15 protein-coding genes are annotated in these 14,188 nt (G+C 69.4%); 9 read left to right on the forward strand and 6 right to left on the reverse strand.

The window, feature by feature from the left end:
- Nucleotides 1-34: 34 nt before the first annotated feature.
- The 6 genes from CLT71_RS03140 to CLT71_RS03160 all read left to right on the forward strand — a co-directional run bounded on the left by CLT71_RS03140 (nucleotide 35) and on the right by CLT71_RS03160 (nucleotide 5,803).
- The gene (locus CLT71_RS03140; protein WP_101365766.1) at nucleotides 35-1,234 is read left to right on the forward strand and encodes an ABC transporter substrate-binding protein; all 1,200 of its coding nucleotides are present in this window, start codon (nucleotides 35-37) and stop codon (nucleotides 1,232-1,234) included.
- A complete protein-coding gene (locus tag CLT71_RS37345; RefSeq protein ID WP_199187491.1) occupies nucleotides 1,231-2,148 on the forward strand; it encodes a branched-chain amino acid ABC transporter permease in 918 nt (305 codons plus the stop codon). The genes CLT71_RS03140 and CLT71_RS37345 overlap by 4 nt, the downstream gene beginning before the upstream one ends.
- The gene (locus tag CLT71_RS37350; protein WP_199187492.1) at nucleotides 2,145-3,215 is read left to right on the forward strand and encodes a branched-chain amino acid ABC transporter permease; all 1,071 of its coding nucleotides are present in this window, start codon (nucleotides 2,145-2,147) and stop codon (nucleotides 3,213-3,215) included. Before CLT71_RS37345 ends, CLT71_RS37350 begins: the two co-directional genes overlap by 4 nt.
- Nucleotides 3,212-3,958: an ABC transporter ATP-binding protein gene (locus CLT71_RS37765; protein WP_101365767.1), complete on the forward strand. Its 747-nt coding sequence runs from the start codon at nucleotides 3,212-3,214 to the stop codon at nucleotides 3,956-3,958. The genes CLT71_RS37350 and CLT71_RS37765 overlap by 4 nt, the downstream gene beginning before the upstream one ends.
- Complete coding sequence (locus tag CLT71_RS37770) at nucleotides 3,958-4,857, forward strand: branched-chain amino acid ABC transporter ATP-binding protein (RefSeq protein WP_101365768.1); 900 nt, start codon at nucleotides 3,958-3,960, stop codon at nucleotides 4,855-4,857. Before CLT71_RS37765 ends, CLT71_RS37770 begins: the two co-directional genes overlap by 1 nt.
- A 136-nt stretch (nucleotides 4,858-4,993) precedes the next feature.
- The gene (locus CLT71_RS03160; RefSeq protein ID WP_143743349.1) at nucleotides 4,994-5,803 is read left to right on the forward strand and encodes a class I SAM-dependent methyltransferase; all 810 of its coding nucleotides are present in this window, start codon (nucleotides 4,994-4,996) and stop codon (nucleotides 5,801-5,803) included.
- 266 nt (nucleotides 5,804-6,069) lie between these two features.
- Here CLT71_RS03160 and CLT71_RS03165 read toward each other — a convergent pair whose 3' ends face one another.
- The gene (locus CLT71_RS03165) at nucleotides 6,070-7,056 is read right to left on the reverse strand and encodes a hypothetical protein (RefSeq protein ID WP_101365770.1); all 987 of its coding nucleotides are present in this window, start codon (nucleotides 7,054-7,056) and stop codon (nucleotides 6,070-6,072) included.
- 704 nt (nucleotides 7,057-7,760) lie between these two features.
- Nucleotides 7,761-8,117, reverse strand: coding sequence for a hypothetical protein (locus tag CLT71_RS03175; protein ID WP_101365772.1), 357 nt, complete (start codon nucleotides 8,115-8,117; stop codon nucleotides 7,761-7,763).
- Nucleotides 8,118-8,354: 237 nt separating this feature from the next.
- Here CLT71_RS03175 and CLT71_RS03180 point away from each other — a divergent pair, with 237 nt between their 5' ends.
- The gene (locus tag CLT71_RS03180; RefSeq protein WP_101365773.1) at nucleotides 8,355-9,152 is read left to right on the forward strand and encodes a Scr1 family TA system antitoxin-like transcriptional regulator; all 798 of its coding nucleotides are present in this window, start codon (nucleotides 8,355-8,357) and stop codon (nucleotides 9,150-9,152) included.
- Nucleotides 9,139-9,330, forward strand: a complete 192-nt coding sequence (locus tag CLT71_RS03185) for a DUF397 domain-containing protein (RefSeq protein WP_101365774.1) — start codon at nucleotides 9,139-9,141, stop codon at nucleotides 9,328-9,330. Before CLT71_RS03180 ends, CLT71_RS03185 begins: the two co-directional genes overlap by 14 nt.
- A 118-nt stretch (nucleotides 9,331-9,448) precedes the next feature.
- On the opposite strand, the gene CLT71_RS36330 is transcribed toward CLT71_RS03185, so the two are convergent.
- Both CLT71_RS36330 and CLT71_RS36335 read right to left on the reverse strand, forming a co-directional pair.
- Nucleotides 9,449-9,934 (reverse strand): hypothetical protein, encoded by a 486-nt coding sequence (locus tag CLT71_RS36330; protein WP_143743350.1) that lies wholly within the window; start codon nucleotides 9,932-9,934, stop codon nucleotides 9,449-9,451.
- A gap of 267 nt (nucleotides 9,935-10,201) precedes the next feature.
- Complete coding sequence (locus CLT71_RS36335) at nucleotides 10,202-10,804, reverse strand: alpha/beta hydrolase (RefSeq protein WP_143743351.1); 603 nt, start codon at nucleotides 10,802-10,804, stop codon at nucleotides 10,202-10,204.
- On the opposite strand from CLT71_RS36335, the gene CLT71_RS03200 reads away from it, so the two are divergent.
- Nucleotides 10,803-11,489, forward strand: coding sequence for a Type 1 glutamine amidotransferase-like domain-containing protein (locus CLT71_RS03200; RefSeq protein WP_101365777.1), 687 nt, complete (start codon nucleotides 10,803-10,805; stop codon nucleotides 11,487-11,489). The two genes, CLT71_RS36335 and CLT71_RS03200, sit on opposite strands and share 2 nt — an antisense overlap.
- Before the next feature lie 128 nt (nucleotides 11,490-11,617).
- Here CLT71_RS03200 and CLT71_RS03205 read toward each other — a convergent pair whose 3' ends face one another.
- Together CLT71_RS03205 and CLT71_RS03210 are read right to left on the reverse strand one after the other, a co-directional pair.
- Complete coding sequence (locus CLT71_RS03205) at nucleotides 11,618-12,013, reverse strand: hypothetical protein (RefSeq protein ID WP_101365778.1); 396 nt, start codon at nucleotides 12,011-12,013, stop codon at nucleotides 11,618-11,620.
- A 33-nt stretch (nucleotides 12,014-12,046) separates the two neighbouring features.
- On the reverse strand, nucleotides 12,047-14,056 hold the full coding sequence (locus tag CLT71_RS03210; protein ID WP_101371095.1) for a hypothetical protein: 2,010 nt from the start codon (nucleotides 14,054-14,056) through the stop codon (nucleotides 12,047-12,049).
- Nucleotides 14,057-14,188 lie beyond the last annotated feature (132 nt).

Here is a 14,188-nt window from a genome sequence, read left to right on the forward strand (position 1 = left end):
CACAACCTTCCTCACCCCTCTGACTGGAGAAGTCATGCCTTTCCCCACCGGTACGAGCCGGCGTCGCGCCCTGACCGGTGCGCTGCTCGCCATCGGGTTGACCGTGGCCGGCAGCGCCTGCAACAGCGGCGGCGACACCGGCGGCACGCCGGGCACGATAAAGATCGGCCTGCTCGCCTCGCTCTCCGGCACCTACGAGGCGGTCGGCACCGAGATCCGCGACGGTTTCGAGCTGTACCTGCGGATGCACGACGGCAAGCTCGGCGGGCACAAGGTCGACCTGATCGTCGCCGACGAGGGCAACGGCGCGCAGACCGCCGTACCGGCGGCGACGAAGCTGATCAAACAGGACCGGGTGCAGGTGCTCACCGGCATCGTCGGCGGCGGCTCGGTGGCCGGGGTCGCCCCGGTGCTCGCCGAGGGGAAGATCCCGTTCGTCGGCTCCAACGGCAACCCCGGGCTGAAGGACAACTCCCGGTCCTGGTTCACCTCCTACCTCTCCGACGAGACCGGCGCGGCGATCGCCGAGTACGTGCGGGACAACGTCAAGGGCGAGGTCTTCGCGATCGGCCCGAACTACCAGGGCGGGCACGACCAGCTGCGCGGCTTCACCGAGACGTTCACCGAGGTCGGCGGCAAGCTCGCCAACCCGGACGGCAAGACACTCTGGACGCCGTTCCCGCAGACGACGAACTTCCTGCCGTACTTCGCCAAGATCAAGGAATCCGGTGCGGCGGCGGTCTACACCTTCTACGCCGGCACCGCCGCGGTCGACTTCGTCAAGCAGTACGCCCAGTCGGAGATCAAGGACCTGCCGCTCTACGCCGCCGGCTTCCTCACCGAGGGCGGTGTGCTCAACGCACAGGGCGAGGCGGCCCGGAACATCTACTCCGTACTCAACTACTCGCCCGACCTGGACAACGCCGAGAACCGCTCCTTCGTGGCCGCCTGGAAGGAGAACCACGACGGTTCGCCGACCACCTACGCGATGGCCTCGTACGACGCGGCGGCGGTGCTGGACAAGGCGATCGGCGCGGCAGGCGACAACCCCACCCCGGAGGAGATCAACACGGCGATCGCCGGACTCGGCCAGATCGACAGTCCGCGCGGGACCTGGCAGTTCTCCAAGTCGACGCACTCGCCTGTGCAGAAGTGGTATCTGCGGCAGGTCCGGCAGGACGGGCGGGCGCTCTCCAACACGGTCGTCGGCGACCTGGCGACAGTGGGCGGATGACGGTCCAGGCGGCACGGGTACTCGGCCCGGTCGACCCGTACCTGATCCCGGCGCTGGACGGCATCGCCTACGGGCTGCTGCTCTTCGTCGCCGCCTCCGGGCTGGTGTTCTGCTTCGGTGTGGCGAACATCCTCAACCTGGCGCACGGCCTGCTCTACGCGATCGGCGCGTACCTCGCCGCGGCGGTGCTGGACGGCGGCTGGGGGAGCCTGCTGCTCGCCCTGGGCCTGGGAACGCTGGCGGCGGCCGGTGCGGGAGGTCTGCTCGCGGGCCTGCTCGCGCCGGTCGCCCGGCGGGACCACCTGACCCAGGCGCTGCTGACCTTCGGGGTCGCGCTGGCCGGAGGTGCCCTGCTGATCACCGCGTTCGGTCCGGACAGCCTTCCGGTGCACATCCCGGCCGCGCTGGACCGTTCGGTGGAGGTGGCCGGGTACCGGTACGCGGCGTACCGGCTGGTCTTCATCGGTGTGGCGGCGGTGATCGCGGTGCTGCTCTGGCTGGCGGTGGCCCGGACCCGGGCCGGGATGCTGGTCCGGGCGGCGGTCGACGACGCCGACATGGTCGCCTGCCTCGGGGTGAACCCGGCCCGGATCCGGCTCGGCGTGCTCGGTGCGGCCGGGGCGCTGGCCGGGGCCGCCGGGGTGCTCGGGGCGCCGATCATCGGCCCGGCACCGACCACCGCCGACACGGTGCTGCTGCTCTCGCTGGTCGTGGTGGTGCTCGGCGGCCTCGGCTCGGTCCAGGGCACCCTGCTGGCCGCCCTCGCGGTAGGCGAGATCCAGAGCCTCGGCGTCGCGCTGGCGCCGACGGCCGCGCCGTTCCTGCTCTTCGCGGCGATGGCCCTGGTGCTGGCCGTACGGGCGCGTGGGCTGCCCGGCCGGTTCCTGCGGCTGCGCCCCGGGAGTACGACGTGACCCCGGTCGCCCGGCGCTGGCTGATCCGGGCCGGGGGAGCCGGACTGCTCCTGATGGCGGTCGCGGTGCCCTGGTCGGTGGACGCCTACACCACCTCGCTGTTCGCCCGCACGCTGGTGCTGGGACTCGTCGGGGTGAGCGTGGCGCTGCTGACCGGGCTGGCCGGGCTGCCCACGCTCGGCCAGACCGGGCCGTACGCCGCCGGTGCCTACGCAAGTGCCCTGGTCGCGATGCACGTCTCGCCGGTCGGGGTGGTGCAGGTGCTCACCGGTGCGGTGGCCGGGGCACTCTTCGCCCTGCTCACCGTCCCGCTGGTGGTGTACGCCCGAGGCGTGGTCGTCCTGATGATTACCCTGGCCATCGGTGAACTGACGGTGACCGCCGCCGGTCGGTGGACGTCGGTCACCGGAGGGACCGACGGGCTCGCCGGAATCCCGGCGATCCAGCCCGTCTGGGGCATGGCTCCACTGGCCAGCGACCGGGCACGCTATCTGTACACGCTGGTCGTGGTCGGGGTGGTGATAGCGGCCATGGTGATGCTTCTGCGTACGCCGGCCGGGCTGCTGTTGCGGGCCAGCCGGGACGACGAGGCGCGGACCCGCGCCTCCGGACACCGGGTCACCGGATATTTGGCGGTGACCTTCGTCGGGGCGGGTGCGGTGGCGGGAGTCGCCGGTTCGCTGCTGATCACCGCACAGCAGTACGTCTCGCCTGCCGACTTCGGCTTCGACGTCTCCGCACTGCTGCTGCTCGGCGTGGTGATCGGTGGGGCGGCGTCGATCGGTGGCGCGATAGTCGGCACCGCCCTGGTGGTCGCGGTACGGGACTGGCTCTCCGGCCTGCTGCCCGGGTACGCGCCACTGCTGCTCGGCGGTCTCTTCGTGCTGACCGCCTATCTCTTCCCCCGTGGGGTGGCCGGTTCCTCGGCCGAACTCGCCAACCTGGTCAGGTCCCGTTCCCGGGGCCGGACCGGGCCGGGGGATCGCCCCGGGACGGGAATCCAGGGCCGCCCGTCCCGGGGCGAACCCGTCGGCGCCGCACGGGTGTCGAGCGGGGAGAAACAATGACCGCACTGCTGAGCGCCGAGGCGGTGGTCCGCCGGTACGGCTCGCTGGTCGCGGTGGACCGGGTGGACCTGCGGGTCGCCGACGGGGAGCGGCACGCCCTGATCGGGCCGAACGGTGCCGGCAAGACGACCCTGCTCGACCTGATCGGCGGGGCGACCCGGGTCGACGGTGGACGGATCCACTTCGACGGCCGGGACATCACCCGGCTCGGCCCGGCACGCCGGGCGCGGATCGGGATCGGCCGGATCCACCAGCGTCCGGCCGTGTGGCCGTCGCTGACCGCCGTGGAGAACGTGGTGGTGGCCGGCTGGCACCAGGCGGGCGGGTTCCGGGGGGTACGCACCCGCAGCCGGTACCAACGCCTGCTCCGGGAACCGGCGATGGCCCTGCTGGACGGGGTCGGACTCGCCGGCACGGCGTCGACGACTGCCGCGCACCTGTCGCACGGCCAGCGGCGCCAGTTGGAGATCGCCATGGCACTGGCCGGCCGGCCGCGCCTGCTGCTGCTCGACGAGCCGGCCGCCGGGCTGTCCAACGTGGAGGTGCACCGGTTGGCGGAACTGCTGGCGGGGCTGCCCCGGCACGTCTCGGTGCTCCTCGTGGAGCACCGGCTCGACCTGGTGTATGCGCTTGCCGACACGGTCACCGTGCTGCACGACGGACGGCTGGTCGCCAGTGGCGAGCCGGACGAGATCCGCACCGCTCCCGCCGTGCGGCGGGCGTACGCCGAGGCGGTGCGGTGATGCTCCGGGTGCAGGGCCTGTACGCCGGCTACGACGGCGGTACGGTGCTGCACGACATCGACATCGAGGTGCCGGCCGGTACGGTGCAGGCGCTTGTCGGCCGCAACGGCGCCGGCAAGAGCACCCTGGTGCACGCCGTCGCCGGGCTGCTGCGGCCGTACCGGGGAGTGGTCGCGGTCGACGGCGTGGATCTGGCCGGCAGGCCGGCGCACCGGGTGGCCCGGGCCGGTGTCGGCCTGGTGCCGCAGGGACGCCGGGTCTTTCCCCGGCTGACCGTGGCCGAGCACCTGACCCTGGCCGCCTCGGTGCGCCGCCGGGGCGGATCGCGGTCCGGTCCGAACTGGACGGTGGCCGGGGTGCTGGAGTTGCTGCCCCGGCTGGCCGAGCGGTTGGACCACCGGGGCAACCAGCTCTCCGGCGGCGAGCAGCAGATGCTCGCCATCGCCCGGGCGCTGCTCACCCAGCCCCGGGTGCTGCTCCTCGACGAACCGGGCGAGGGGCTCGCTCCGGACCTGGCGGCCCGGGTCCGGGAACTCGTGACCCGGCTCGCCGCAGCCGGGTTGTGCATCCTGCTTGTCGAACAACAGCTCCAGCACGCGATCGAGGTCGCCGACCGGATCGCGGTGCTGGACTACGGCCGGCTGGTCTTCACGGACTCGACGGCCGCCGTGCGCGCCGACCCCGCCCCGGTGGAGGCGGTACTCAGTGTGGCGGGCACGGCCACGCCGGCAGGGACCGGACCGGTCCCGCCCGGCCAGGAGTCGACGGCCCCGACCGGGCCCGACTCCGCCCGTTCCGGGCCAACGGGAGGCCCGGACGCGCTCGTGCCTGATTCCGCCCCGGCGGAACCGAGTTCCGCCACGACCTCATCCTCTTCCTCTTCCTCACCCGCACCCTGAGAACCGTCGGATCCCCGACGCTCGCCGTACCGCTGACTTGCGTGTCCGCACCGTCCCTCCCTGTTTCTCCGGTGCCGACGCGCGATGACGCCTGGGCGGGTCGTCGTGACAGATCATCACGAAGGAGGTACCGATCGTGACTGCCACCCCTGTGAAGAGCAGCTACGCGTTCGACAACCGCTCTCCGGAGGCCGAGGCGCAGATGCGTGCGCTGGAGTCGTTCCTCGATCCGATAACGGCGGAGCGGCTCGCCCCGGTGCTGACCCCCGGTGCGAAATGCTGGGAGCTGGGTGCCGGCGGCGGCTCGATCGCCCGGCACATGGCCCGGGTCGTCGGCCCCACCGGCCTGGTTGTCGCCACCGACATCGAACCGTCCAGGTTGGAGCCGGAGGAGAATCTCGTCGTACGCCAGCACGACGTCCGGACCGGTGCGCCGGAGGGCGGCCCGTTCGACGTCATCCACGCCCGACTCGTCCTGCTGCACCTGCCCGAGCGGCGGCGGGTGCTTGCCGAGCTGATCGGCGCACTGGCCCCGGGTGGCGCCCTGGTCGTCGAGGAGTTCGACTGCACCGCCGGGTTGCGGGTGCTCGCCGCGCCGACCGACGACGCGGCGAAACTCTTCCAGCAGGTGATGGAGGCGACCCTCGGCATCCTCCAGGACCGGGGCGCCGACCTGGCCTGGGCGCAGGACGTGCACACCGAGATGGTGCTGGCCGGGCTGGTCGACGTGGACACCATCACCCACTCGCAGAGCTGGCCGGGCGGGTCGACCGGGGCCTCGCTGCACGAGACGAACTCCCGCCAGCTCGAACCGCGGCTGCTCGCCACCGGACTCTCCCCGAACCAGTTGCAGGGGTTCCGGGACCTCGCCAAGGATCCCGCGTTCGCCTCGCTGTCGTACCAGTTCGTCTCCACCCGGGGGCGGCGGCCGCGCAGCGTCTTCTGACCATCTCCCCGCGCCAGCGGGCGGCGGGTCGGGGCCGACGGTAGCCGCTTCCTCCCCGGTGGCAGGACCGCAGCACCCCGCCGACCCGGCTGGCCGGTCCGGCGGTCGACCGGAGCGCTCCGGTCGACCGCCGGACCACCGCGCCCGTCGTCCTTCCGGAGTGCTCGCCGCAGGTGGCCCGCCCCGGAGGCCGAAGGAGGATCGGCGATCCGGGGCGGGCCGGTCTGGTGTCAGGGCGGCGGGCGACCGGTGGCGGCTGGCTGGGACTACGCGGTCGGTTCGACCAGCAGACGGCGGATCTTGAAGGGCATGTTCGGCTGCTGGCCGGTTTGCAGGCGCAGGATCTGTCCCTCGGCGACCCACAGCCAGTCGCCGACCCGGACGACGGAGGACGGCTGGTCGACGGTGGCGTATTCGGTTACCGCGCCGGTGCGGACGTCGATCACGGTCACCGGGCCCGCGTTCTCGGTGACGACCAGCCGGTTGGCGTCGAGCATGCGGATGCCGTCAGGGTTCTGCAACGGACGCGACACCGGTACCACCACGGCCGGCTTGGCGGAACCGTCCGCGGCGATGTCGACCCGGACCAGCCGGCCGCCGCTGTAGTTGGTGGTGTAGATGCTGGACTTGCCGTCGTACGCGATTCCGTTGATCTGCAATCCGCCCGTCGGCTGGGTGAAAGCCGGGTCGGCCGACCAGACGCTCAGCGTGCCACCGACGGCGGAGTTGGGGCTCGGCGTGGTCAGCTTCAGGATCCGGCCGGGCAACGCCGGCGACTGGGTGGGGTCGACCGTGTCGGTGATGAACACGTCACTGCCCACCAGCGCGATGTCGGCGCAGACGCCCCGGTCGGGCACGGTGTAGGTGGCGACGATCGACTTGGTGGTCAGGCTGAACGCCCGCAGGACGGTCGGCGTCTGGAAGCTCAGATCGATGCCGCAGGTCCACAGTACGTTGCGGGCGATGTCGGCCAGGATGCCCGCGGTGCCGATGTTGACGCCTGCCGGGACGAACTCCTCCGCGGTCCAGACACCCTGCCGGAACCGCACGACGGCACCGGTGACGATGCTGGCGGCGTAGACGTCCGAGCCGGCGGCGGTGACACTCTCCGGGTGGAAGTTGTCCCCAGGGATCACCAGGGTGGACGGAGGAGTTCCGGGCGGGGTGGCTGACGCGGACAGGGGCGGGGTCGCCGCCACCGTCGCGAGGCCCAGGCTGAGCGCGGCGACAGCCGCGCCCACGCGCTTGTTCATGCAGGCTCCTTGCGGTTCTACCGCACGGGGCGACCGAGGGTAGCGGGACAGGGCGTCCCCGCCACGCTTGATTCGATCAGAAGCCCCCGTGCATCTGCGAAAGATGGCTCGCCCAGCAAAGCTGATCAGTGCCCGCTGGGCAAGCCCGTCCGGTACCGGACCGGAACATGAATCCGTTGCGCCGATCCTATATGGACAACCGCGGATTCTGATGTGGACAGAGCGGACTCCGTTGGGGAAACGACTGCGAGGGTTACCTGCGGCAGCCAAGCTTGTCGATGCCCAACTTGAGATCCAGGATCTGGTCATGGAGGGTTAGTACCGGTTGCGGCGCCTCGTCGGTGGAGTGCCGCATGTGGCGAATGTCTCGGTTCGACAGCGAAGAGTGTGGAGCTGCCTCCGCCTGTGCGCCCGGGTTTGCGTGGCAGTGGCCGGCTCGGTTGGCGACGCGGTCAGCGGCGGCGGGGTACCCAGTAGAGGATCTGCCCGGCGAGCAGTGCGGGATGTGTGTCGGGCTGCTCGCTCAGCGCGCGGGCGAGGTGCGCGCCGAGATACACCATCAGGCCCACCCGGTCGTTCCGATAGGCGGTCGCCAGCGCCAGCCGCGCGGGTGGGCAGGGCCAGGGGTCGGTGCAGCTGCGGCACCGGTACGACGGATGCGTCGGGATGTGCTTACGCCAACGTTCCTGCGGGCCGATCACCGGTCACGCCCGCGCGCCACGGCGGGCGCGGTACTCCTGGCCGGGTGTCAGTCCACCCGCCCGGCCGTTCGCCAGATGTGACCGGGTGGGCGCGTCCCACCCGGGCCGCCGGTTGCCCGCCCGCGCCGGTGGGGCCGTCTCCGCTGCGTCGGACGGCGGCGTGGCCGAGAGGGTACGAATCTCGGCCCGCTCCGCCTCGGTCAACTGCACCGGGGGCAGCGGTTGGTAGGGCGTGGGGATCAGTTCCGTCGAATCCGGGCAGCGCCAGCGCCAACCGCAGCGGCAGTACCGCCAGAGCCGGCGCCAGTCCCGGCGGTGGCAGGGCCGTGGTCCGGTCAGATGCCGAAGCAGCCTTCTCATCACAACCTCCTCCGGAGTGGAAGGGAGCCGATCCCGGCGGGGGGAGGTCGGGACCGGCTCCCGAGGCAGGTTCCACCCGGGCGCTTGACGGTCACCGAGCAGTTCCGCTGGGTGACACTCTGCTGTGGACGGCACTAGGCTCGGAAGGCGATCGAGCAGGTCACGGCGCAGCTCTGGTGAGCCGGCGGCGGCGACTGGCGAACTGATGGTGATCTGAGACAACCCTCTGGAGGTCCGATGGAACACGAGGACGCTTTCGCCTTCCTCCGCGACCAGCTCCGCAGGCAGCGAGCCCTGCGCGGCATGCCGCAGGAGGAGTTCGGCAAGCGGAGCAACTACTCGGCCTCGACTGTCTCCGCAGTGGAGACCGGTACGCGGGCAGTCGACATGCCGTACGCCACCCGGGCCGACGAGATCCTGGAGACCGGCGGCCTGTTCGTGTCCCTACTCAAGGCGGCGCAGCGGGACAGTGAGCCGTCCTGGTTCAGGGCCTGGCTGGACGCCGAGCGGGCCGCGACACAGCTTCGCTACTACCACCCGACCCTGATTCCCGGGCTGCTCCAGACCGAGAACTACGCCCGCGCGGTGCTCGGCTTCGACGCCACCCGGCCGGAGGAGGAGGTCGAGAAGCTGGTCGCCTCCCGGATTGCCCGACAGGAAATCCTGACCCGGGACCATCCGCCGCTGGTGATCGCCGTCATCGACGAGGCGGCGCTGCGCCGCACGGATGCCATCATGGCCGAGCAGTTCGCGCACCTGCTGCGGATGACCGAGCGGCCCTACATCCAGTTGCACATCATCCCCGCGAGCACTGGGCTGCACGTCGGCCTCTCCGGCCCGCTCGCCCTGGCCAGATCCGCCGACGGCAACTGGGTAGGGCACATGGAGAACCAGCTTGCCGGGCTCGTCGTCGATGACGAGGACTCGATCGCCGCACTCCTCGCCCGATGGGAGGGCGTTCGCAGCGTAGCCTTGCCGCAGGACCAGTCGCTCGCCCTGTTGAAGGAAGTGGAGAGCCAGCATGCGCCTCAGTGACGCCCGGTGGCGGAAGTCGACCCGCAGTGGCACCAGCGGTGGCGACTGCGTCGAGGTAGCCGACAACCTGCCCGGGGTGGTCGCCGTGCGGGACAGCAAGGACCCGGCGGGTCCGGTGCTGACCTTCCGGCCGGCGGCGTGGCGTGCCTTCGTCAGCCGCACCGCCACGCACCGCTAGGCCGTGTTGGTGGCCCCGACTCGGTGGCGTTCGAGCTGGTTGATAGCGCGACCGACGGGGTGACGCTGTCGGTAGCCGTGGAGGTCGAGGAGTCGCTGGTCCTGGCCCCGGCGACTCCTCAATGGAATCTTGAGGCATTGCCATAAGGTGATCGCGTGGCATTGGGTGGATATCGTCTCGGAGTCGATTTCGGTACCTCGTCGACGGTGGCGATGTTCGCGGGGCCGGACGGGCCGGCGAGGCCAATGCTGTTCGACGCCTCTCCGCTGCTGTCGTCCGGGGTGTTCGCCGGCCCCGGTGCCGGGCCGCTGCTGACCGGTACGGATGCCGAACGGGCCGCGTCGGCCCGCCCCGCAGGCTTCGAGGCCAACCCGAAACGGCGGATCGACGACCGCGTCATCTGGCTCGCCGAACGGGAAATCACCGTCACCGACGCGATCGCCACCGTGCTGGCTCGGGTCAGCACCGAGGCACGACGGGTCAGTGGCGGAGCACCAGACAGGGTGGTGCTCACCCACCCCGCCGGGTGGAGCCATACCCGGCACAACTCGACCGATGCGGCTTCGTCGCCGAACCAGTCGCCGCAGCCGCGTACTTCGCCCACGTCCTCGGCCGCGACCTGCCGATCGGCCGGTGTCTCGTCGTCTGCGACCTCCGGCTCTCGCCACCGGCAGTTGAGACGGGACCGCCCGGCTGTGGAAGGTGGCGCCTGACGCTGGCGGCCTCGTCGAGCCTGACAAATAGGAGCGCGTTTTCGTGCGCCTCGGTCTGCGAAGGCCCGGGATTATCTGCCGAGTAGAGCGTCGTCACTGGAGTTGAGCGGGTGTGACTTTCCGGTCCGATCGATTCCAGGGAAAGCGAACGGTACAAGTCAGTGCCACGCGGCAGCCATGGCAACGATCCTGGCCGTTACCGCCTCCGCCTCCACCAGTTGGTGGAGATGCCGACCAGGAACATGTTCGACAGCCCACCCTCGCTCCGTCGCCTCCTTCGCCAGCGGTTCGTACGGGGGGCCGAACAGCAGGTAACCACACGGACGCTCGTCCCAGCCGGCCGGAGTGGGTACCAGCCCCTCGTAGTAGCTCAGCGGCAGCCGCGGCTGCTCAGCAGACACCGCTGAGCGGGTCTTCGCGTCGGGGAACATCGGCGCGACGTCGGACTCGTCCCACCATTCTGTCCACTGCGGCAGCCGACCCTCGACAACCTTCGGCCGAAGAAAATCCAACAGCTCAGCTGGGGCGACGGGGGTAGGCCCGGCTGGTGACGGCAGCGCGGCGTCGACGAAAAGGCATCCGGCAACCCGACGCGGGCATGCGTCGACGATGACCGGTACGAACAGACCGCGGCAGTTGACGGTTGGACGCCGCCAGCGGATGATCCACCGATGTGTCGCTCGGGTTAGCGAGTCGGGACGCCGGTCCTCATGGACAACATGATCGCCTTTATGCAATGTCTTCAGGAGAGCGGATGTCATGAAGTTCCTTCTCACGTCGTCGGGCATCTGTAACCCGAGCATCTCCGACGCGCTCGTCGACCTGTTGGGCAAGCCGATCGCCGAGGCCACGGCCCTGTTCATCCCAACCGGTGTCTACCCCTTTCCCGGCGGGAGTGAGAGGGCGTGGAAGGCGATTCATGGTCGGGCTTCGATCCCGCTGTCCCAGCTGGGTTGGAAGTCCCTGGGGTTGTTGGAGCTCACCGCGCTGCCGACCATCCGAGAAGAGAACTGGGTCCCGGCGGTTCGGTCGGCCGATGCCCTCCTCGTCTGGGGCGGCGATGTGCTCTACCTGACCTACTGGCTGCGTCAGTCGGGCCTGGCTGACCTCCTGCCGTCGCTGAGTGACACGGTTTATGTGGGGGTCAGCGCCGGGAGCATCGCGGTCACCCCGTACAACTGCGACGCCGAATTCGACCTTGCATTTGTCCCTGATGGCAGCGACATGGCGCAGGGCGCCGACCGGGCGCTGGGACTGGTGGACTTCACGCTGTATCCCCACCTCAATCATCCCGAGATGGAGGACACCGACCTGCCCAACATCCAGAAGTGGGCGGCCGGAATCCCGGTCCCGACGTACGCCATCGACGACAACACTGCCATCAAGGTGGTCGATGGCACCGTTGACGTTATCTCCGAAGGCGAATGGAGACTCATCAACCCCTGACCGAGACGTCCCCTCGGCCCCGGTCAGCATCTGGGCGCCGGGGCCGACCCTGGTCGCGCAGGTCTTGCATGGCGACCGTACTTCTCGGCGATGTGCGGGCCTGCTGGCAGACGCTGATCGTCGGCGGGCTACAGGTTGTTGATTCGGGCCAGCAGCTCTGCCTCGGTCAGGTTTTCCAGGACCGCGTCCTGCTTGCGGCCCAGGACTGCCAGCAGCTTCTCCTTCTCGAGTTTCTTGGCTGCCGCTGCCTTCGCCGCCTGGTCCTCGGCGAGGCGGATGGCGATGACGTGCTTGACGACCTCCAACTTGCTCTCCAAGGTCGCCTTGGCTGGATTGGGCTCGGTCGCCACGAACGACTCGGTGTCGACGGCCTTGAGTTCGGCGTTGACCGCCTTGGCCACGTCATCGAGGCTGAAGCCGGACTTGGCGGTCAGCGGAAGCTCCCACAGCTGTTCCGTGGTCAGCAGTCCCTTGGCCGACGGGTAGCGAAATTTCTCCCGTGTGGCCTTCTCAAAGATGGTCACGATGGCCTCTCTCCGATCTTCTGGGGTAGGAAATCAGAACTGGATACTGATGAGGTGGCGCCGGCCGCCGGTCGTGGTCACCTTGGCGACCACGGAGCTGCGGACCGTGGAGCTGAAGCCGAGGCCAGACAGCTGGTCCGGGGACGGTTCGCACTTGGTGCGATCGCCGAGAACCTCGAACACCTTGCGGTGCGGTTGCAGGTCGCCGCGGAGGAACTCGTTGTAGATTCCCCGGGTCGGCTGATCGTTCACGCACCCTTTCAGGATGAAGAAGTAGTGGCGGTTGCCGACCTCGCTGTCGTCGAAGTAGTTCGGCGAGTACATGATGGTGGACACCGGCACGAACTGTTCGGTGGTGATTCCCCAGAGGTCCTTGCCTGCGCTGCCCGGCTGCATGTCCTTACCCGGCCGGAAGGCGGTGATCACCTCGTTGACGACAGTCATCCGGCCCACCTCGACGGTCTCCTTGTGACCGACCGCCCGCTCGTGGCTGTAATGCTCGATCTTCCCGTTGCTCTCGGTCTCGATCACGAAGCCGACCTCGGTGCTTTCCCGCTTGTTGAACTGGTTCACCTCGATCCGGTACTCGCCGTCGGGGACGTTGTCGGTCCAGGTGACGTTCTCCACCGGCTCGCGCGAGAACGCCCCGCCCGCGTTCATGTCGACGTCCAGCTTGTTGCGCTTGTCCTTGTACCAGATGTGGTCGCCGTTGGGTTCGAACACGTGCAGGTCGAGGTCGTCGTGGTTGAACCAGGACAGGCTCACCCGCAGCTTGCCGGTGACGTTGCCGCCGGCCCGCTTGACCTTCTCCTTGATCGAGTCGGTGACGTTGCCGTTGTAGGACCAGCCGAAATCGTTGTCCCAGGTGAACAGCCGCGGGGCGGCCGGGTGCCGGCCGGTGGTGAGACTGACGAAGTGCGGCTCGTGGCTGTTGGCGACCCACAGGTCGATGGTCGCGGCGCCGGGCAGGATGTCTTTCATGAAGGTGACCACGGGAATCTCCTCCGGCTTCGCGTCACGAAGGCGGCCACCTGCCGACCTCGTGGTGGCTGCCTGCATGAGCAGCCCTTCGATGCCGTCCTTCATCCGCGACTGTGTGTCGTTGTCGACCCAGAGCACGTTGGTGACCGACACGTCGGACAGCCGGGCGAACCGTCGCTGCAACGACTCCTCGATGCCCAACTCGTCGATGGTCTTCATGGCAGCCTTGACCATGGCCGGGGTGATCAACGCCCTGGGGCGCTGGTAATTCTGCGGTGCCACCTTCGTCTCGAACGACCGGACCGCCTGCTCCAGGTCGACGCCTGCGGAGAGATCCTGCACGAGAGTGCCGATCACCGTGTTGCGGAACCGGGCCGCCGGGTTCATGGCGTTGGCGAAAATGAAGGCACGTCCGTCGGTCGCCTTCGTCCACCGGTTCTGCAGTGACCGGAACTCGGTAACCGCCCGACGATGCTCCGTGCCGCGGTAGAGGGCGTTGTCGTCGATGAGGTCGACGACGGTGTCCAGAGCGTGCTGGGTCAGCTCGGCCAGGCCACGCTGGAACACCTGCACCGCGGCGTCGAAGGTGCCCCGTGCCGCGCCGACGTCTTCGACGCGATGCCGCTTCTCCACCCGGCCGTGCAGGTGGTGCCACACCTCGACCTGGCCGTCGCGCAGCGTCCGGGTCGTCCTCGTCCCGTACTGCGCCTCGGTGGACCGGAAGATGGTGGACAACGGCAGCGTGCCGACGAACTCGTCCATTGCGGCGGCGACGACTGAGAAGACCGGGTCGGATGCGGACACCCCGGACCAGACGGAGCGGACCTGTCCATCGTGGATCTCGACGATGTTACCGAGGTTCTTGATGAACCCGCGGCAGGTCGAGCAGTCGTACTCGGACCGCTCGCGGAACCTGAGATTGGTGCCGGCGGGGAAGGACTCGAGAAAGGTGAGCCAGAGTGAGTCCCGGTCGAGACCGTCGCCGACGACGTACAACTCGCCCTTGGACATCGCGGACAGACGTAGGGTCACATCAGTCACGAACTGCTGGAAGTCGCCCACTGCGTCATCCTCCTTGATCATCGGAGATCCTACGAAGTGTCTGCAATCGGAGAAACGCATTTCCGGCTGTCCGCACGGTCACGGACGGGCCCCGGTGGCCGGCGGTCACGCGACCGGCCTCGCGTACGGCGG

It is taken from the genome of Plantactinospora sp. CNZ320, assembly GCF_002846275.1.